The sequence below is a fragment of the Jiangella muralis genome, from assembly GCF_001270745.1.
GTDB lineage: Bacteria > Actinomycetota > Actinomycetes > Jiangellales > Jiangellaceae > Jiangella > Jiangella muralis.
The window spans coordinates 407,172-426,327 of record NZ_KQ434753.1; the positions used below are offsets into that span (position 1 = coordinate 407,172).

18 protein-coding genes are annotated in these 19,156 nt (G+C 72.1%); 3 read left to right on the forward strand and 15 right to left on the reverse strand.

Features of this window, described 5'->3' with window-relative positions:
• Positions 1 to 92: 92 nt before the first annotated feature.
• The 7 genes from ACW62_RS07590 to mca form a co-directional block, all read right to left on the reverse strand.
• Positions 93 to 2,144: a thioredoxin domain-containing protein gene (locus ACW62_RS07590; protein WP_053203463.1), complete on the reverse strand. Its 2,052-nt coding sequence runs from the start codon at positions 2,142 to 2,144 to the stop codon at positions 93 to 95.
• 25 nt (positions 2,145 to 2,169) lie between these two features.
• Positions 2,170 to 5,664, reverse strand: coding sequence for a SpaA isopeptide-forming pilin-related protein (locus ACW62_RS07595; protein WP_053203464.1), 3,495 nt, complete (start codon positions 5,662 to 5,664; stop codon positions 2,170 to 2,172).
• Between the two features lie 341 nt (positions 5,665 to 6,005).
• A complete protein-coding gene (locus ACW62_RS07600; RefSeq protein ID WP_053203465.1) occupies positions 6,006 to 7,073 on the reverse strand; it encodes a ScyD/ScyE family protein in 1,068 nt (355 codons plus the stop codon).
• Between the two features lie 156 nt (positions 7,074 to 7,229).
• Positions 7,230 to 7,688 (reverse strand): VOC family protein, encoded by a 459-nt coding sequence (locus tag ACW62_RS07605; protein WP_053203466.1) that lies wholly within the window; start codon positions 7,686 to 7,688, stop codon positions 7,230 to 7,232.
• A gap of 33 nt (positions 7,689 to 7,721) precedes the next feature.
• Positions 7,722 to 8,213 (reverse strand): helix-turn-helix transcriptional regulator, encoded by a 492-nt coding sequence (locus ACW62_RS07610; RefSeq protein ID WP_083459401.1) that lies wholly within the window; start codon positions 8,211 to 8,213, stop codon positions 7,722 to 7,724.
• On the reverse strand, positions 8,210 to 8,434 hold the full coding sequence (locus tag ACW62_RS07615; protein WP_053203467.1) for a hypothetical protein: 225 nt from the start codon (positions 8,432 to 8,434) through the stop codon (positions 8,210 to 8,212). Before ACW62_RS07615 ends, ACW62_RS07610 begins: the two co-directional genes overlap by 4 nt.
• 118 nt (positions 8,435 to 8,552) lie before the next feature.
• Positions 8,553 to 9,416 (reverse strand): mycothiol conjugate amidase Mca, encoded by an 864-nt coding sequence (gene mca / locus ACW62_RS07620; RefSeq protein ID WP_053203468.1) that lies wholly within the window; start codon positions 9,414 to 9,416, stop codon positions 8,553 to 8,555.
• 181 nt (positions 9,417 to 9,597) lie between these two features.
• On the opposite strand from mca, the gene ACW62_RS07625 reads away from it, so the two are divergent.
• Together ACW62_RS07625 and greA are read left to right on the forward strand one after the other, a co-directional pair.
• A complete protein-coding gene (locus ACW62_RS07625; RefSeq protein WP_053203469.1) occupies positions 9,598 to 10,029 on the forward strand; it encodes a DUF4307 domain-containing protein in 432 nt (143 codons plus the stop codon).
• A 163-nt stretch (positions 10,030 to 10,192) separates the two neighbouring features.
• On the forward strand, positions 10,193 to 10,696 hold the full coding sequence (gene greA, locus ACW62_RS07630; RefSeq protein WP_053203470.1) for a transcription elongation factor GreA: 504 nt from the start codon (positions 10,193 to 10,195) through the stop codon (positions 10,694 to 10,696).
• A 72-nt stretch (positions 10,697 to 10,768) separates the two neighbouring features.
• Here greA and ACW62_RS07635 read toward each other — a convergent pair whose 3' ends face one another.
• The 5 genes from ACW62_RS07635 to ilvA form a co-directional block, all read right to left on the reverse strand.
• The gene (locus tag ACW62_RS07635; protein WP_240477263.1) at positions 10,769 to 11,605 is read right to left on the reverse strand and encodes an ABC transporter permease; all 837 of its coding nucleotides are present in this window, start codon (positions 11,603 to 11,605) and stop codon (positions 10,769 to 10,771) included.
• Positions 11,602 to 12,594, reverse strand: a complete 993-nt coding sequence (locus ACW62_RS07640) for an ATP-binding cassette domain-containing protein (RefSeq protein WP_053203471.1) — start codon at positions 12,592 to 12,594, stop codon at positions 11,602 to 11,604. The genes ACW62_RS07635 and ACW62_RS07640 overlap by 4 nt, the downstream gene beginning before the upstream one ends.
• A gap of 136 nt (positions 12,595 to 12,730) precedes the next feature.
• Positions 12,731 to 13,129: a DUF2089 domain-containing protein gene (locus ACW62_RS07645; protein WP_053203472.1), complete on the reverse strand. Its 399-nt coding sequence runs from the start codon at positions 13,127 to 13,129 to the stop codon at positions 12,731 to 12,733.
• On the reverse strand, positions 13,126 to 14,058 hold the full coding sequence (locus ACW62_RS07650) for a hypothetical protein (protein WP_053203473.1): 933 nt from the start codon (positions 14,056 to 14,058) through the stop codon (positions 13,126 to 13,128). The genes ACW62_RS07645 and ACW62_RS07650 overlap by 4 nt, the downstream gene beginning before the upstream one ends.
• A 58-nt stretch (positions 14,059 to 14,116) precedes the next feature.
• Positions 14,117 to 15,331: a threonine ammonia-lyase gene (gene ilvA / locus ACW62_RS07655; protein WP_053203474.1), complete on the reverse strand. Its 1,215-nt coding sequence runs from the start codon at positions 15,329 to 15,331 to the stop codon at positions 14,117 to 14,119.
• Between the two features lie 91 nt (positions 15,332 to 15,422).
• Here ilvA and ACW62_RS07660 point away from each other — a divergent pair, with 91 nt between their 5' ends.
• Entirely contained in the window at positions 15,423 to 16,409 is a 987-nt protein-coding gene (locus ACW62_RS07660; protein WP_053203475.1) for a TIGR03557 family F420-dependent LLM class oxidoreductase, read from the forward strand.
• Between the two features lie 61 nt (positions 16,410 to 16,470).
• On the opposite strand, the gene ACW62_RS07665 is transcribed toward ACW62_RS07660, so the two are convergent.
• The 3 genes from ACW62_RS07665 to yczE all read right to left on the reverse strand — a co-directional run bounded on the left by ACW62_RS07665 (position 16,471) and on the right by yczE (position 19,136).
• The gene (locus ACW62_RS07665; protein ID WP_053203476.1) at positions 16,471 to 17,316 is read right to left on the reverse strand and encodes a DUF4328 domain-containing protein; all 846 of its coding nucleotides are present in this window, start codon (positions 17,314 to 17,316) and stop codon (positions 16,471 to 16,473) included.
• Positions 17,317 to 17,379: 63 nt separating this feature from the next.
• Positions 17,380 to 18,516, reverse strand: coding sequence for a cystathionine gamma-synthase (locus ACW62_RS07670; RefSeq protein ID WP_053203477.1), 1,137 nt, complete (start codon positions 18,514 to 18,516; stop codon positions 17,380 to 17,382).
• 11 nt (positions 18,517 to 18,527) lie between these two features.
• On the reverse strand, positions 18,528 to 19,136 hold the full coding sequence (yczE, locus tag ACW62_RS07675; protein WP_205629193.1) for a membrane protein YczE: 609 nt from the start codon (positions 19,134 to 19,136) through the stop codon (positions 18,528 to 18,530).
• Positions 19,137 to 19,156 lie beyond the last annotated feature (20 nt).

Below are 19,156 nucleotides of genomic sequence, written 5' to 3' on the forward strand. Positions count from 1 at the left end.
GCTCGGTGACCAGGTTTCAGCCCGCACGTGGCGTGCGGATGAACCGACGATGAGCGTGCTCTCATCCGCCCGGCGGCCGGGGCGGCGCGGACTCAGCCGGCGAGCTGGACGGCGAGACGGGCGGGGTCGGTGGTGGGGAGGTCGCAGACGAAGCCGCGGCACACGTAGGCGGCCGGGGCGCCGCCGGCCAGCGTGCGGTCGCGCAGCAGCGGCACGGCGGCCGTCGCCGGGTCGGCGGGGTCGCCCGCGACCACCACGGCGCCGGGCGAGGCGGACCGCAGCGCCACCTCGTACAGCGCCGTCGTGCGCGGATCGTCCGCCGGGCCGACGACCGCGACCTCCGCCGGGCCGGCCAGCCACGCCTCCGCGGCCGCCAGTCCCCAGCCGGCGAACCGGGGCGCCCGGGCAGCCAGCGCGTCGTACAGGCGCAGCGCGTCGCCGGCGGCGGAGCGGTGCCGGTCGGAGCCGGTGTACGCCGCGAACGCGAGCAGTGCGCCGGCCGCCGCCGACCAGCCGGACGGCGTCGCGTTGTCGGTGGGGTCCTGCGGGCGGCGCAGCCCGGCCAGCCGGACGTCGGTCGTCTCGGAGCCGGTGTCGAAGAAGCCGCCGTCGGGGTCGGCGAACTGCGCCAGGACGATGTCGAGGAGCTGCTCGGCGAACGACAGCCAGACCGGGTCGCCGGTGACCGCGACCAGCGCCAGGAACCCCTCGGCGACGTCGGCGTAGTCCTCCAGCACCCCGGCGGGCGTCTCGGCGACGCCGTCGCGGGAGACGCGGAGCAGCCGGCCGTGCTCGTCCAGGTGCAGCCGGACCAGCAGGTCGGCGCAGTCGACGGCGGCGGACACCCAGGCCGGCTGGTCGAACAGCGCGCCGGCCTCGGCCAGCGCCGCGATGGCCAGCCCGTTCCACGCGGCCACGACCTTGTCGTCGCGGCCCGGCGTGGGCCGCGGCAGCCGCGCGTCGAACAGCTGGCGGCGCACCCGCGCCCACCGAGCGGCCTCGTCGTCCGACGGCGAGCGCAGCAGCCGCAGCGTCGACGCACCGTGCTCGAACGTGCCGGTCTCGGTGACGCCGAGCAGCGTCGCCGCCCAGGCGCCGTCGTCGTCGCCCAGGACCTCGCGCAGCTGCGCCGGTGTCCACACGTAGAACGCGCCCTCCACCGGCGCCGCGCCCGGGACCGGCGGCGAGTCGGCGTCCAGCGAGCTGGCGAAGCCGCCCTCGGCCGTGCGCAGCTCGCGGAGCAGGAATTCCGCGGTCTCGCGGACGACCCGCGCCGCCTCCCCGGACCGCGTCGCCCGCCACAGGTGCGTGTACACGCGCAGCAGCAGCGCGTTGTCGTACAGCATCTTCTCGAAGTGCGGCACGACCCACCCGGCGTCGACGCTGTAGCGGGCGAACCCGCCGCCGAGCTGGTCGTACAGGCCGCCGCCGGCCATCGACGCGCAGGTCTGCTCGACCATCGACAGCGCGCGGCCGTCGCCGGTGCGGGCGTGGTGGCGCAGCAGGAACTCCAGCACCATCGACGGCGGGAACTTCGGCGCGCCGCCGAAGCCGCCGGAGGACGCGTCGAACTCGCCGGCCAGCCGGGCGACGGCGGCGTCCAGCCGGTCCGCACCGGGCGGGCCGTCGCCGGAACCGACCCGCGCTCCCCCGCCGAGCGCCGCGCCGATGCGGTCCGCCGACTCCGTCACGTCGCCGCGCCGCTGCGTCCACGCCTCCTCGACGGCCTGCAGCAGCTGGCTGAACGACGGCAGCCCGTGCCGCGGCTGCGGCGGGAAGTACGTGCCCGCGTAGAACGGCTTGCCGTCGGGCGTGAGGAACGCCGTCATCGGCCAGCCGCCCTGCCCGGTGAGCGCCTGCACCGACTCCATGTAGACGGCGTCGACGTCGGGACGCTCCTCGCGGTCGACCTTGATCGCCACGAAGCGCGCGTTGAGGTACGCCGCGACCCGCTCGTCCTCGAACGACTCGTGTGCCATGACGTGACACCAGTGGCACGCGGCGTACCCGACGCTCAGCAGCACCGGCACGTCCCGGCGGCGCGCCTCCGCGAACGCGTCGTCGCCCCATTCCTGCCAGTCGACCGGGTTGTCCGCATGCTGCAGCAGGTACGGGCTGCGGGCGTCGCGCAAGCGGTTGGCCATGCCGGCCAGCCTAGGCGGCGTGCGCTCAGACGGTGCGGCGCGACCTCCAGCGCAGCGCGGCGCCCACCGCGAGCCCGGCCGCGGCGACCAGCGCCACCAGGCCCAGCGGGCCGCCGGTGCCGGTGTCGGGCAGCGGGTGCTCCGGGCTCGGCGACGGTGACGGGCTGGGCGTCGGCGTGGGAGTCGGCGTCGGGGTGGGAGTCGGCGTCGGCGGCTGCTCGACCGGCGGGTCGACGAACGTCACGGCGGCGATCTGCGTGCCGGCGTTCTCGGCCGTGATCGACACGACGTCGCTGGTGACGTCGTCGGGCAGCAGGTACCCCTCGGGCGCGGTGATCTCGACCCAGTAGTAGTCGCCGAAGTCGAGGCTCCCGACGGTGCACAGGCCGTCGTCGCCGGTGGTGCAGGTGCCGACGACGTAGTCGCCGTCGGCGAACACCAGGTCGAAGACGGCGCCGGCCAGCGAGTCGCCGGTGTCCTCGGCCACCTTGTGCACGGCCAGCTCGGACAGCAGCCGCGGATCGTGCACGACCACCTGGGTGAGCTCGCCGCCGGCGTTCGACGCGTCGATGACGACCGGGTCGCTCACCGGGTCGGCGGGCAGCTCGTAGCCCTGCGGGACCGCGATCTCGACCCAGACGTAGGTGCCGAAGTCGAGGTCGCCGACGGTGCAGGTGCCGTCGTCGCCGGTCGTGCAGGTGCCGACGACCTCGCCGCCGGCGTCACCGGCGTGCAACTCGAACTCCGCGCCGGGCAGCGCCGTCCCGTCGAACGCGTCGACCTTCAGCACCGACAGCTCCGACAGCAGCCGCGGGTCGCGGTACTCGAACGGCGTCGGCTCCTCGCCGACGGTGGACTCGTCGACGACGATCGGGTCGCTGACGGTGTCGGCGGGCAGGTCGTAGCCCTGCGGCGCCGCGACCTCGACCCAGACGTACGTGCCGAAGTCGAGGTCGCCGACGATGCAGGTGCCGTCGTCGCCCGTGGTGCAGGTGCCGACGACCTCGCCGTCGGCGTCACCGGCGTGCAGCTCGAACTGGGCGCCGGCCAGCGGCGCGCCGTCGGTGTCGTCGAGCTTGAGCACCGCGAGCTCACCCGGCTTGCGCGGGTCGTAGAACGTCAGCGGGGCGATCTCGGTGCCGGCGTTCTCGGCGGTGACGTTAACGAATGCGCTGTACGGGTCGTCGGGCAGGTCGAAGCCGGGCGGCGCGACGGTCTCGAGCCAGTAGTACGACCCGAAGCCGAGGCCGGTGACGGTGCAGAGGCCGTCGTCGCCGGTGGTGCACTCGCCGACGAGCGTGTCGCCCTCGGGCGCGTCCATGACGCCATCGGCAGGATCGTCCACGTACAGCTCGAAGGTGGCCCCGGCCAGGGGCGCGGCGCTGTCGGACCCGCCGTCCAGCTTGAGCACGGACAGGTCGGTGAGCACCTGCGGGTCCGCGAACGTCACCGTGACGGTCTCGCCGGCGTTGTCCGGGCCGATGCCGATCGGGCCCTGGTAGGCCGGGTCGGGCAGCTCGTAGCCGGTCGGCGCGGCGGTCTCCTCGACCCAGTAGTCGCCGAAGAGCAGGCCGTCGACGGTGACCGTGCCGGTCGCGTCGGTGACGACCTCGCCGGGCGGGTCGACCACCGCGTCGTCGGCGGGCTCGAAGACGCCGTCGCCGTCGTCGCGGCGCACCACGAACGTGGCGCCGGCCAGCTCGTCGCCGGTGCTCGCGTCGGTCTTGACGATCTCGATGGACGAGCGGATCTGCCGGTCGGTCAAGGTCGACACCGGCAGCTCGCCACCCGCGTTGTCGCGGTCGATGGTGGTCATGCCGCTGAACCGGTCGGCGGGCAGCTCGTACCCGGGCGGCGCGGCGGTCTCGTACCAGTAGTAGCTGCCCCAGGCGAGGTCGCCGATCGTGCAGGTGCCGTCGTCGCCGGTGGTGCAGTCGCCGATCAGCGTGTCGCCGCCGGGCGCGTCCATGACGCCGTCGCCGTCGTCGAGGTACAGCTCGAAGGTGGCGCCGGCCAGCGGCTGCTGGGTGTCGGCGTCGAGCTTCAGGACGGTCAGCTCGGACGGCAGCCGCGGGTCCTCGAACGCGTCCTCCAGGACGACGTCGGGGGTGTCCGCATCGATGACGATCCCTTCATGGACGGGGTCGGCGGGCAGGCCGTAGCCGGTCGGCGGCACCGTCTCGGTGACGGTGTACGTGCCGGTCAGCAGGCCCTCGACCAGAATCGAGCCGACGGTCGGGTCGGCGTCGTTCTCGCCGTTGTCGACGACGGTGATCGACACGCCATCCGCGGCGCCGGCGGTGCCCTCGACGGTGAACGTCGCGCAGCAGACCAGGTCGTTGGACTCGGCGTCGACCTTGCTCCACGCGAGCGAGCCGAGGCCGTTGACGAACGTGACCGTCACGGCGCCGAACTCCTCCAGCGTGACGTCCTGCGGCTCGCCGTCCTGGATGTAGCCGGGCGGCGGCGTGGCCTCGGTGATCGTGTAGTCGCCGGGCTCCGCCGGGTCGATGACGATGACGCCGTCGGCCGGGTCGGCGTCGTTCGCGTCGTTGTCGGTGATGGTCAGGCTGTCCGGGTCGGCCGCACCGGGGATCGGGTTCGGCTCGACGGTGAACGTCGCGCCGCCCAGCGGCTGGCCGTCGGGGTCGTGCTTCTCGATGGTGAGCGCGCCGCACCGGGCCTCGGTGTCGACCGGGCCGGTGAGGTAGTCCTTCAGCTCCGAGCTCTGACTGGCGCCGGGCGCGCTGCGGATCCACAGCGAGGAGAAGCCGGTGAAGTCGCACTGGTCGCCGTCGAGCAGCGCGCTGAGGTCGAACCCGACCTCGACGAACTGCTCCGCGCCCAGCGGCGACACGGCACTCGGCGTGCTGATGGTGGAGTCGTTGACGGCGAGGGCGACGTCGGAGGGGTCGGCCGCGGTCACCCACGCGCTGCCGTCCCACCTCTCCACCGACTCCAGCTCCAGCGCCTGGCCGCCCTGGTTGAACAGGCTGAGCCGCAGGTCGCCGACGCTGCGGTCGGGCACCGGAGTGTCGTTGCCGTTGACGGTGTTGGGCAGCTGGTTCAGCTCGACGTACCAGTGGACCGTGCCGTTGTCGGTGCCGCGCTCCCACCCGAGGTACAGGTACTGGTCGCCGTCGACGACGCGGTCGAAGAGGTAGGCGTCGCCGATGTCGCCCTTGCCGGGCGCGCTCGCCGACCCGTCGTCGTTCCACGACGCGGTGTCGTCCTCCGCGCTGCCCTGGTCGAACACCGTCGTGTCGGTGCCGCCGAGCGGGTCGGGAACGATGTCCACCAGCGCCGGGAAGATCTCGGCGCTCCCCCAGTCGATCGGGTCGCCGTCCGGGCCGGTGGCCGTCGTCGTGTTGTCGAAGCCCTCGTAGAAGTTGCCGTCGACCTCGAAGCCGCCCACCAGCTCGTTGCCGTTCTGGTTCGCGGCCGCGCCGCCACCGGTGGCCGTCACCGAACCGGCGACCAGAAGGACACCCACCACGGCCCGCACGAACGGGCGTCGCATACCGGACATCATGTCCGCCCCCATGTGAAAAGAATGCCCGCGCGCCGAATGGCCGGGGAAAGTAGAAGGGTCAAACGCCCTTCGGCGCCGGACGAGCCACGAGAATTCGCGACTCCGGCACCGAAGGGCGACTGCCCCCCGGCCTTGGAGAATTTCTCCACGCTATGGAAGTCGACCCGCCGAGACCACTCGTGGACTCGGCTAACGCAGCAGAGCATGCACCTACCAGCCGACGGCTGTCAACGCAAACGCACACATTGCCACGCGCCACGCTTGCGTGCCGGCGGACGCGACGCGAATTCACGCCGCCGGCACACAAAGCGGGCAAGGCCGAATGGCATTCAGCCGATTCGGGAGAGCGCGCCCGGACCGAATACCGGCCCGGTGACATAGAGCCGTCCGTGCGACCCAGCCGCGACGCCGCCGGGGAGAATCAGCTGACCGGCCGCCAACTCGGTGCGCGCACCGCCCGGCCGCACCCGGAACAGCCCGCCCACCGGCGGGTCGACCAGACCCAGCTCCCACTGGAGCCAGCTCTGCTGCACCAGCTCGACGGCATACACGCTGCCGTGGCTGCCCGCACCGAGGTCGACGATCGAGGTCAGGCCGTCGGCGAAGCGCCGGCAGTCGCCCTTCTTCGGCCGCTCCGGGTCGCACACCGCGTTGCGGGAGCCGGGCTTGATCCGCCAGATCTGCGACGTGTCCGGCGTCGCCGGGAAGCCGCGCAGCTCACCGACGTACCAGTAGCCGTCCGAGCCGACCGTCACCGAGGTCGCCACGGCCTCCGCCACGATCGGTGTTCCCGCGGGCGGCAGCGGCTCGCCGTCGAACTCCGGCGGCAGCCCTTCCGGCACCTCCACCGTGCGCGGCTTCAGCCGCGCGACCGTGACGATGTGCCCGTTCGGGTACACCCGGAGCAGGTCGTTGCCGGCGGCGTCGGCGACCAGCACGCTGCCGTCCTTCAACGCGGCCACGCCGAACGGGTTCGACTCGGTGGGCTCGCCCTCCTGGTTGTACGGATCCGGGTCGCCCTGCTGGTAGGCCGCGATGTCGGCGACCGGCGTCGCGTCCTTGCCACGACGCAACAGGAAGAGCGTGGCGGCACCGGCGCCCGGCTCGCCGCCGCCGGTCAGGGCGTAGGCACTGTTGTGTCGCCCGGCCGCGACCGCCGGGGCGAACCCCGTGTTCGGCACCGAGCCGACGACCTGGACCTTCGGGTGCCGGCCGCGGTCGGTGACCAGGCTGATCGTGCCGTCGGACGCTCCGACCAGGATGCGGCCGGCCTGGTCGACGTCCACGCCGCGCGGGCCGTCGAACTGGGCCACCGGTTTCGGCGTCGACGAGCCCTTCGCGGCGGCGGCCGGCGCGGAGGCGACCGCCGCGACGGCCATCACCCCCGTGGCCAGCACTGCTGCTGCTACGCGTGCACGCGACGTACGCGTCATGAGAACCCCCCAGTTCCCCGTCGCCCGCGTCCCCCTGTGAGGCCATGGCCTCTGGCGCGGGCTCCACCCAGGAATAAACCGTGCGCGGGCGACGGGGTCAAGGGGTGCCAGCACCACGAATCAGCGGCCGGGCTCGAAGGCCTCCGCCATCGCCTGCTGGTCCAGCGCCTTGTCGTTGAGCTCGTTGAGGCTGTACCAGTTGCCGAAGTCGTCGCGGAACACGGCCTCGATGCCGTAGGGGCGGTCGGCCGGCTCCTGGATGAACTCGACCCCGCGGGCCTTGTACAGCTCGTACGTGGCCCGGCAGTCGTCGGTGTTCCAGGCGCCGGAGCTGAGCGCGCCCTTCGCCATCAGTTCGCGCAGCGCCGCCGCGGTCTGCTCGTCGTGCATCGGCGGACCCGGCACGGTGAGGTTGAGCTGGAAGTCCGGGCTGGCCGGCGGGCCCACCGTCAGCCAGCGGAAGCCGTTCTCCATCGTGACATCGGTGCGCAGCTCGAAGCCGAGCTTGCCGATGAAGAAGTCCAGCGCCTGGTCGTAGTCGCTCACGTATGCGGTCGCGACGCCCAGCTTGGTGATCATGTTCGGTTCCTTCCTTCCGTCGGTGCTTCGACGTTAGAAGGTGCGGGCGGCCGCGGGCTTCTCCAGGATTGCCGTCTTCGGCTGGGGCCGGCCCCACATGAGCACGTAGCAGCCGGGGATCAGCCGCGGCGCGGAGGCGAGCGCGTCGCGCTGGAACCGCGACGGCGACACCCCGACCAGCTCGGAGAACAGCCGGCTGAACGAGCCGAGACTGGTGAAGCCGACCAGGTGGCAGACCTCGGTGACGTTGAGGTCGGCGACGCGCAGCAGCTCCTGCGCCCGCTCGACCCGGCGGCGCTGCAGGTAGCGTCCCGGCGTCTCGCCGTATGCCGCCTTGAACGCACGGACCAGGTGGTAGCGCGAGTAGCCGGCGGCGGCCGCGATGCCGGCGAGGTCGAGCGGCTCGGCATAGTGTCGGTCGACGAAGTCGCGGGCGCGGCGCACCGCGACCAGTGTCTCGACGGCGGCCGACCCGGGCGAGGCCGCCGTCCGCCGAGCGGCGCGGCGGCGGTCCGGACCAGTCATCGCTCCGGCGGCTCCTGGTGCCCGCGCATCCGCTCGACGTCGTCGACGCCCTCGGGGTCGAAATCGACCCGGCGGATCTGCTTGCGCAGGCTCCGGTAGAGCAGGAACAGCGCGGCGACCAGGAAGATCAGGACCAGGAGGCCGTACAGGCCAGGGCCGACCCCGGAGTCTTCCGCCTCCGACTCCGCCGCGATGTACGCCACCGCCTGCAGGATGCCCATCAGAACTCTGTCTCTCCTCGTTACCGGCCGGTCCCGCTGCGGGCCTCACGGCAGGCGGCGGGCATTCCTCGTGTCGTCCCCCGCCGGCCCATTGTGACACCGCTGGCCGGCATGGTGCTCACCGCAGTCCCGCGAAGAGGTCGTCCTCGGGCGTCGAGGTGGGCACGTGCGACGTGACCAGCTCGTAGTCCTCGGTCGGCCAGGTCTCCCGGGACACCTCGAGCGGGACGGCGAACCAGTGGCCGTCGGGGTCGATCTGGGTGGCGTGCGCCAGCAGCGCGCGGTCGCGCACCGGGAAGTACTCGGCGCACTCGACCCGGGTGGTGACGCGGTCGTCCCAGTTCTGCTCGCCGTCCCAGTTCTCCAGCCACTCGGCGTACGGCGAGTCGAAGCCGCGCCGCAGCATGGCGTCGTGCAACTCCTGCATGCGCATGCGGCTGAAGGAGTGGTGGTAGTAGAGCTTCAGCGGCTGCCACGGCTCGCCGCTGCCCACGTAGCGGGTGGGGTCGGCGGCCGCCTCGAACGCCGCGACGGTGATCTTGTGACACATGATGTGGTCGGGGTGCGGGTAGCCGCCGTTCTCGTCGTAGGTGGTGACGACGTGCGGGCGGAACCGGCGGATGGCCTCGACCAGCGGCTCGGCCGCCTTCTCGACCGGCATGAGGCCGAAGCAGCCCTCGGGCAGCGGCGGCAGCGGGTCGCCCTCGGGCAGCCCGGAGTCGACGAAGCCGAGCCACTCCTGCCGGATGCCGAGGATCTCGCGGGCGGCGTCCATCTCGCGCCGGCGGATCTCGGAGATGTTGGCCAGCACCTCGGGGCGGTCCATCTTCGGGTTGAGGATGGAGCCGCGCTCGCCGCCGGTGCACGTGACGACGAGGACGTCGACGCCCTCGGCGACGTAGCGCGCCGTCGAGGCCGCGCCCTTACTGGACTCGTCGTCGGGATGTGCGTGGACGTGCATCAGCCGCAGCTGCTCGGACACCGGAAACCCCATCGGTCGAACGGAAACGTGTATGCGTGGCGGCGCCCACCGGCGGGTTGGCCCCCGCTGCCCGGAGCGGCGCCGTCTGTAGGCGGGGCGGGCGTGCCCTCGAGCGCCGCCTCCGGGATAATGGTGCCGCACGCCACTGACAACAACGCCCGCAGCCCCTGGGGACATCCCGATGAGCGACCACGACGCCGCCGACCGCGACCTGCTGGCGCAGCGGTACGGACGAGTGTCGGCGGGCGGCCCCGCGGCCCGCAACGGCCGCGGCGTCCTCGTCGCGGTCGTCATCGGCGTGCTGCTGGTCACCACGGTCGTCGGCTGGATGATCGTGAGCGCGGCCCGCGGTCCCGACGTCGACGCCGAACTGCTGTCCTGGGACGAGCCGCGCGACGGCGTGCTGACCGCCCGGGTCGAGATCCGCCGCGACGCCGACCTGGCCGTCACCTGCGACCTCGTCGCCGTCGACGTGCGGCGCATCATCGTCGGCCAGCTCGACCTGGAGGTCCCGGCCGGCCCGGACGAGCACCTCGTCGTCCCCGCCGACATCCCGCTGGAGGGCGACGGCATCGTCCCCGAACTGCGCGGTTGCCGGCCCGCGTCGGAGTAACGGCCGCAGCCGATAGCCCTGACCTGCGACAATCGTCGGCTTGCCACATTGCTTGTATTCTTGTTCTTTCCCCGTCAGCACTTGGACCGGGCGAACGGCCCGGCGGCGAAGCACACCCATACGACGTGCGACGCAACTATAGACAACCCGAGGAGCAGTTGCCGTGACCGCTACCAGCGACAACGTTGCTTGGCTCACCCAAGATGCCTACGACCGCCTCAAGCAGGAGCTCGAGCACCTGATGGGGCCGGCCCGGCTCGAGATCGCGCGACAGATCGAAGAGGCGCGCTCCGAAGGCGATCTGTCCGAGAACGGCGGGTACCACGCAGCCAAGGACGAGCAGGGCAAGCAGGAAGCCCGCATCCATCAGCTGCAGCAGCTGCTCCAGCGCGCGCAGGTCGGCGACCCGCCGGACGACGGCGTGGTCGAGCCCGGCATGATCATCGAGGTCAAGTTCGAGGGCGACGACGCCGCCGAGCGGTTCCTGCTCGGATCGCGCGAGCTGGCCTCGCTCGACGACTCCGTCGACATCGACGTCTACTCCCTGAAGTCGCCGCTCGGCGCCGCCATCAGCGGCAAGAAGGTCGGCGAGAAGGCGTCCTACCAGGCGCCCAACGGCGCCACCATCACCGTCGAGGTCGTGAACGCCAAGCCGTACGGCGCCTGAGCTCCCCCGCACGCACCGACGCCGCCCGCCCGGTCATCGCGACCGGGCGGGCGGCGTCGTGTTCGGCGGCCGTTACTTGCTGGCCGCCTTCTTGTACTTGCGCACCGCCAGCGGTGCGAAGACCGCGACGATCAAGAGGCACCACAGCAGCGCGGCGACCACCGAGTGCTGCATCGGCCAGGCATCGGACTGGACCAGGCTCTGGTTGCCGAACAGCTCGCGCGCGCCGGACGCGATGGCGCTGACCGGGTTCCACTCGGCGATCGCCTGGACGACGGCCGGCATGGTCGACGGGTCGACGAAGACGTTGGACATGAAGACGACCGGGAACAGCCAGATCAGCCCGGCGGACGCCGCGACCTGAGGGCTGCCGACCGACAGGCCGATGAACGCGCCGACCCAGAGCATGGCGAACGCGAACAACATGAGCAGCCCGACAGCCGCCAGGAACTGGCCGAACCCGTTGTGGAACGTCCAACCCACGATGAAGCCGCAGACGATCATGATGACCAGCACGATGAACTGGTTGACCAGGTCGGCGATCACCCGCCCCGCGATGACCGCGGACCGCGCCATCGGCAGCGAGCGGAACCGGTCGATCAGGCCTTTCTGCATGTCGTCGGCGAGGCCGACGCTGGCCGGCGCACAGGCGAACGCCATGGTCTGCACGAAGATGCCGGCCATGAGGAAGTCGACGTAGTCGACGCCCGGCACGTTGATGGCGCCGCCGAACACGTACGCGAACAGCAGCACGAACATGATCGGCTGGATGAACATGTAGATCTGGTTGTCCGGGACTCGCCAGCCGGCCCGGATGTTGCGCCACGTGATGGTCATGGCGTCGGTGAATGCCTGGTTGAAGCCGACGCGACTGGGCGCGGCGGCGGTCGGCATGACGTCGGTGGTCACGATGCACTCCCCTGGGCCGTCTCGGCCTGCGTGTCGTCGTCCTCCGCGTGCCGGCCGGTGAGCTTGACGAATACGTCGTCGAGCGTGGGCCGGCGTAGCGCGATGTCGTCGATGCCCACCCCGGCCTCGTCGAGGTCGCGGATGACCTGCATCAGACCCTTCGAGCCGGTGTGCGTGGGCACCGTGAGCTTGCGGGTGTGGTCGTCGCGGACGCACTGGCCGCCGCTGCCGACGTTGAGCACCTGCTCGGCCTTCCCCAGCGCCTCGGGCTCGTGCACGATGACCTCGATGCGCTCGCCGCCGATCTGCGCCTTGAGCTGGTCGGCGGTGCCCTGGGCGATGATGACGCCGTGGTCGATGACCACGATGTTGTCGGCCAGCGCGTCGGCCTCTTCGAGGTACTGGGTGGTCAGCAGGATGGTGGAGCCCTCGGCCACCCGCTCGCGGATGACGTCCCAGAGGTCGAGCCGGCTGCTGGGGTCGAGTCCGGTGGTGGGCTCGTCGAGGAACAGCACCTGCGGGTGGACGATGAGGCTGCCGGCGAGGTCGAGCCGGCGCCGCATGCCGCCGGAGTACGTCTTCAGCGTGCGGTCGGCGGCGTCGGCGAGGTTGAACTGCTCGAGCAGCTCGGCCGCACGCTTGGACGCCTCTTTGCTGGACAGCTGGTAGAGACGGCCGAACAGCCAGAGGTTCTCGCGGCCGGTGAGGTTCTCGTCGACCGCGGCGTACTGGCCGGAGAGGCCGATCTTCGAGCGCACCGCCTGCGGTTCCCGGACGACGTCGTGACCGGCGACGACGGCCCGCCCGGCGTCGGGCGCGAGCAGGGTGGTAAGCATGCGAACCGTGGTGGTCTTGCCGGCGCCGTTCGGCCCGAGCAGACCGACCACGGTGCCCTCGGGCACGACGAGGTCGACGCCCCCGACGGCCTTCACGGCCTTCTCCCCGGAGCCGAAGGTCTTGACCAGACCCTCGGCGGTGATGGCGTTCACGGTGGTGTCCTCTCGTGTGGGTTGGAGGCATCGTGGCAGGTGCCCCCGACAAGGTCGGGCCGCATCGGCGCGCCCGTCCCCGGCGGCTACCAGTGCCAGCTATTACTTATATAAGCGAAGTCTTCTACTATCAACCTCAGCCGAGTAGCGCAGTCGCCTCGTCGAGGTCCAGCTCGCCGGCGGCCAGCCGGCGCAGGATCTCCTCGCGGTCGACGGCGCCAGCGGCGGGAGCGCCGGTCTCGGCCGGCGTCTCGAGGCCGAGTCGCTCGAGTAGCTCGGCGAAACGCTGCCGGGCGGTCGGGTAGCTCACCCCCAACTCTCGCGCGAGCTCCCTCATATTGCCCCGGGACACCAGGAAGGTGCCAAGGATTTTCTGATCCTGCGCGGTGAGCGAACAGTACGGGCAGGGGGCGAACCGGCCGGACAGCTCGGTGCCGCAGGACTCGCAGCCGAGCCGGGTGACGTGCAGCTTCACCCCGCAGACCGGGCAGTCGGACGGCGGCTGGTGCAGGTGCTGCGAGAAACCGCCGATCATCGGAGCGTCCCCTCGGGCAGGCGGACGGTGATGTCGCCCATGACCACCTCGGCCTGGATCTGCCCGGCGCCGGTGCCGAGCACGATGTCGCGGTCGCGGTCGCGCCCGGTGCGCTCGGGCACCGTGCGGAACCGGCCGAGCTGGACGTCGGAATGGATGCGGACGTCGGAGCCGTCGAGCAGCGTCAGCTGCAGCGAGCCGGACTCGCAGCGCATGCGCGAGTGGCCCACCACCTGCCGCGTTTCGACCTGCGCCGACCCGGCCTGGACCAGGAGGTCGACCGGCGCGGCCAGGCCGTGCGCCCGCAGCGACCCCGCCGTGACGCGGACGTGGTCGAGCGCCGGCACGTGGTCGATCTGGAGCGAGCCGGCGATGACCTCGGCGCCGACGGAGAGTTCGGGGTTGACCCGGACGTGGAGGTCGAGCAGCTGGCCGGGGTTCTGGAAGCGGCTGGCGATGTCGCGCCAGCGCCCGCCCGCGAGCAGCACGAACGCGCCGTCGCCCGGCATCAGCTCGGACTCTCCGGTGACCTGCAGTGTGGCGCCGTCGCGCCGCACCGTGTGCTGGCCGTTGACGGCCACCGTGGCGACGCTGGGGTCGCCGAGGATGACCACCCGCCGCGAGGTGGCCCGCACTTGGACCCGGGTGATGCGCTGCGCGGTGACCGGGCCGCCCGAGGGTCCGGACCGCCCAGCGGTTCCGGCGCCGGCCGCGGCCCCCGCGGCCGCTCCGGCGGACGTCCCAGCGGTCCCGGTGGTCGCGTTGACGGGGTCGGCCGTCGCTGCGCCCGCGGACTCGGTGGTCTCGGCGCCGGTGGGCGCGACCACCGTCGCGTCCTCGATCTGGTCGAGCAGGACGGCCGCCCGGGTGGGGTCGAGCCGCCCGTCGGCCACCTGCTCGAGGATCTCACGCACGCTGAGGGTGTTCATGCCCCCATGGTGGAACCTGAACTACCAAAACGTCAAGCGCGCCTTCCAGATTGATAGGTCAGTCTTCTGAAATGGCAAGTCGATAGCCCGCCTCGCGCAGTCTGCCCAGCACTCGCTCGCAGTGCTCCGGACCACGGGTCTCCAGCTGCAGGGCGATCTCGACCTCGTCGATCGACAGCGTCGACGCGGTGCGCTCGTGCACGACGTCGAGCACGTTGGCGTCGACGGACGCGAGGTCGGCCAGCAGCCGGGCCAGCCCGCCGGGAGCGTCGGGCACCCGGACCCGCAGCGCGAGGTACCGTCCGGCGGCGGCCATGCCGTGCCGGATGACCCGCAACAGCAGCAGCGGGTCGATGTTGCCGCCGGACAGGACGGCGACGACCGGCGGCTCGTACGCGCCGGGGTCGTCCAGCAGCGCGGCCACGGCGGCCGCGCCGGCCGGCTCGACCACCAGCTTGGCCCGCTCGAGCAGCAGCACCAGCGCCCGCGACAGCGACTCCTCGGAGACGGTGACGACGGACTCGACGTACTCCTGGATCATCGCGAACGGGACGTCGCCGGGGCAGCCGACCGCGATGCCGTCGGCCATGGTCGTCATCCGCTCCAACGCGACCGGCTTCCCCTCCGCCAGCGACGTCGGGTAGGCCGCGGCACCCTCGGCCTGCACGCCGACCACGCGGACGCCCGGCTTGAGGTGGTGCACGGCCAGCGAGATGCCCGCCGTCAGGCCGCCGCCGCCGGTGCCGACGACGATGGTGCGAACGTCCGGGCACTGCTCCAGGATCTCCATGCCCACGGTGGCCTGACCGGCCACGATGTCGGGGTGGTCGAACGGGTGGATGAGCACGGCGCCGGTCTCGGCGGCGAACGCGCGCGCCGCGAGCAGGGCGTCGTCGATGCTGGCGCCGGCGAAGCGCACATCGGCGCCGTAGGCCCGGGTGGCCTTCTCCTTGACGATGGCCGCACCCTCGGGCATGAACACCGTCGCCTTCGTGTGCAGCATGCTGGCCGCGAGCGCGACGCCCTGGGCGTGGTTGCCGGCGCTGGCCGCCACCACGCCGCTGGCGCGCTCCTGTTCGGACAGCCGGGCGATGCGCACGTAAGCGCCGCGGATCTTGAACGATCCGGCGCGCTGCAGGTTCTCGCACTTCAGATGGACTCGACCGCCGACCCGTCCGGCCAGCCAGCGGGAGTCCTCGAGCGGAGTGGGCCGCACGACGTCGCGCAATAGCTCGCGCGCGGCTTCCACGTCCGCCATGGAGACAGTACTCATGACGACGATCCTGTCACCCGGCTGCCTATGATCGCTTCTCGACCTGCACGCGCATCTAGCCGTGCCCGGATACAAGATATAGAGTGAGACAGTGAAACTAGCCTGGTTGTGCAGTCATGAGTCCTACCAGCCCGAGGTCCTGCTGGAGCACGCCGTCCTCGCCGAACAGGTGGGATTCGACGTCGTCACCGGGGCCGACCACTTCCACCCGTGGGTCGACGACGTCTCGGCCGCCAGCTACGTCTGGTCCTGGTTCGGCGCCGTCGCGCAGGCCACGTCCAGGGTCGAGCTGGCCACCAGCGTCACCGCCCCGCTGTTCCGCTACCACCCGGCGCTGATCGCGCAGGCCGCCGCCACCGTCGACCGGCTCTCCAACGGCCGGTTCATCCTGGGCGTCGGCACCGGCGAGGCCATCAACGAAGCGCCGCTGGGATACGCGTTCCCCGGCTACAAGGAGCGCATCGCCCGCATGCGCGAGGCGCTGACCATCATGCACGGCCTGCTCGCCGGCGAGAAGCTCGACATCGACGGCGAGTTCTACCAGGCCCGGACGGCGAAGCTGTACAGCCCGCCCATCGGGCGCACACCGGTCTGGATGGCGGCCGGCGGCCCGAAGTCCGCGACGTTCGCCGGTGAGACCTGCGAGGGCCTCATCACCAGCGTCAAGGACCCCGCCGAGACCGTCGCCAACATCATCACGCCGTACCGCGAGGCCGCTGCGGCCCGTGGGGCCGACACCACCGTGATGGCCACCCGCTGGGTCGTTCTCGCGGGCAGCGACGACGAGGCGTGGGAGGCGCTGGTCTCGATGCGGGGCCTGCGCGCGCCCGGCCGGCTCGAGGTCGCCGACCCCATGGTGCTGCGCGAGCGCGCCGACGCCATGGACCGGCAGGAGATCCTCAGCAAGTACACGATCGTCCGCGACCTCGACCAGCTCACCGAGGCGTACCGCCCCCTCGTGCACGACGTCGGGGCCGACTACGTGGCGATCCAGGTGGCCAGCGCCGACCCGGCCGACACCATCCGGCGCATCGGCGCCGAGGTGCTGCCGGCGCTGCGCGAGGCCGCCACGTCCTGATCCGCGTCCTACCGACGGCCGGCGACCTCCAGGGGTCGCCGGCCGTTCGCGTTCGTGCGGGTCAGGGGGCGGGCGGAGGCGGCGGGGCGGGCGGTGCGGCCGGGCCGTCCGGCGGCGGTCCATACCCCGGCGACCCGGCCGGCGGCGGCCCGGGCGGGGCGGCCGGCCACGCGGCGTACGGCCGCTGCCCGCCGGCCGACGCCGTCCGGGCCGCGAGCGCCGCCTCCTGGCGCGTCGTCAGCGTCCGCACCATGACGACGGCCAGCACCGCCGCCGCGATGTAGCCGACGTTCGCCGCCAGCGAGAGGCCGTCGGAGTTCTGCAGCCGGTCGAGATAGTCGGCGTCCAGGGCATCGGGCGCACCCGCCGCGGCGGCCCGGTCGAGAGAGGCCGAGACCCCGAGGCAGATCGCCCACACCACGACGATCCCCGGCCCGCGCCGCTCGGCGGCGGTCGTGCTGTGGCGGGCGTTGCCGTGCAGGTTGATCGCCGGGATCACCAGGTTCGCCAGCGGGATGAACCAGCCGCCGATCGCCCAGCCGGGGCCGCTGACGCCACCCTGCGCGCCGAGGAGGCGGCCGTTCTTCGCGTGCCGGTACTGCCACACGATGAACACCACCGCGGTCGCGAGGAACACCAGGACCCAGAGGATCACGGCCACGGCCACGAACCCGTCGGCGTCCTCGGCCCGCTGCCGGTCGATGCTGCCGCTGTCGATGACCTCACCGACGTAGCCGATGCGACCGGCATAGGCGGCGATGGACAGCACGCTGGCCGCCGCGATGATCGCCAGCAGCACGGTCAGCGCGGTGCGCAGGCCACCCAGCCCGGACGGCTCGCCGGCCGCCGGCTGGGGCGCCCAGGTGGGATTGCCCCAGCGCTGGTCCCGGTCGTCGTAGAAGCTCATCAGTCCCTCGATTTCACGCGGCGTCGGCACACCCTAGCGGGCGCCGCGCGGCACGGGGAAGGGTCAGCCCAGCGCCTGGCCGAGGTCGGCGAGGAGGTCTTCGACGGTCTCGATGCCGACGGAGAGCCGGACGAGGTCGCCGGGCACCTCGAGCACGCTACCGGCGGCGCTGGCGTGCGTCATGCGGCCGGGGTGCTCGATCAACGACTCGATGCCGCCCAGCGACTCGCCCAGCGTGAACAGCCGGGTGCTGTTGCAGACGTCGACGGCGGCCTGCTCGCCGTCGGCCAGGCGGAACGACACCATGCCGCCGAACCGGCTCATCTGCTTGACGGCGACGTCGTGGCCGGGATGCCCGGGCAGCCCCGGGTACAGCACCTGCGACACCCGCGGGTGCCCTTCGAGCAGCTGGACGACGCGCTCGGCGTTGTCGCAGTGGCGGTCCATGCGGACGGCGAGCGTCTTCAGCCCGCGCAGCACCAGCCACGCGTCGAACGGGCCGGCGACGGCGCCCATGGCGTTCTGGTGGTAGGCCAGCTCGTCGCCGAGAGCGGCGTCGGAGACGACCAGCACGCCGCCGACGACGTCGGAGTGGCCGCCGCAGTACTTGGTGGTCGAGTGGACGACGACGTCGGCGCCGAGTGCCAGCGGCTGCTGCAGGTACGGCGTGGCGAACGTGTTGTCGACGACCAGCAGCACACCGGCGTCGCGCGACACCGTCGCGAGGGCGGTGATGTCGGCGACGCTGAGCAGCGGGTTGGTGGGCGTCTCGACCCAGATCAGCTTCGTCTCGGGACGCACCGCCGCCCGGACCGCCGCGACGTCGGTGACCGGCGCCGCCGTCCAGCTGACGCCCCACCGTTCGGCGACCTTGCTGACCAGCCGGAACGTGCCGCCGTAGGCGTCGTCCGGGATGACGACGTGGTCGCCAGGCTTCAGCACGGTGCGCAGCAGGGTGTCCTCGGCGGCCATGCCGCTGGCGAACGCGAGGCCCCGGACGCCGCCCTCGAGCGCGGCGATGCACTCTTCGAGCGCAGTGCGCGTGGGGTTGGCGGTGCGGCTGTACTCGTACCCCTCGCGCAGCCCGCCGACGCCGTCCTGGGCGTACGTGCTGGTGGCGTAGATGGGCGTGATGACCGCACCGGTCCGGGGGTCGGGCTCCTGGCCCGCGTGGATGGCTCGCGTCTCGAATCCGTGCACGAGATGCGACTCTACGTCGCCGCGGGAGCGGCGGCGACGCGAACCGGCTCACGGACCTGCAACTTCGGCAGCAGCAGGTGCACCAGCGGGCCGATCGCGAGCGCATACACCACGGTCCCGGCGCCGACGGTGCCGCCGAGCAGCCAGCCGGTGGCGAGCACCATCACCTCGATGGAGGTCCGGACCACTCGCACCGAATGGCCGGTGCGCTGGACCAGCCCGGTCATCAGGCCGTCGCGCGGGCCGGGCCCGAGCCGGGCGCCGATGTAGGCAGCGGTGGCGACGGCGTTCAGCACCACGCCGGAGACCAGGAACACGATCTGCACGGCCAGCGGCTCCGGCGACGGCAGCAGCCAGATGGACGCGTCGGCGGCCAGCCCGACCAGCAGCGCGTTGGCGATGGTGCCGACGCCGGGCCGCTGCCGCAGCGGAATCCACAGCAGCAACACCACGACGCCGACCAGGATGACGATGGTGCCGATGGTGAGGCCGGTGCGCTCGGCGATGCCCTGGTGCAGCACGTCCCACGGGTCCAGGCCGAGGCCGGCCTCGACGAGCAGGCCCATGCTGAAGCCGTAGAGCAGGAGTCCGGCGAAGAGCTGGGTCAGGCGGCGCGTCATCACGGACCCATACTCACCGA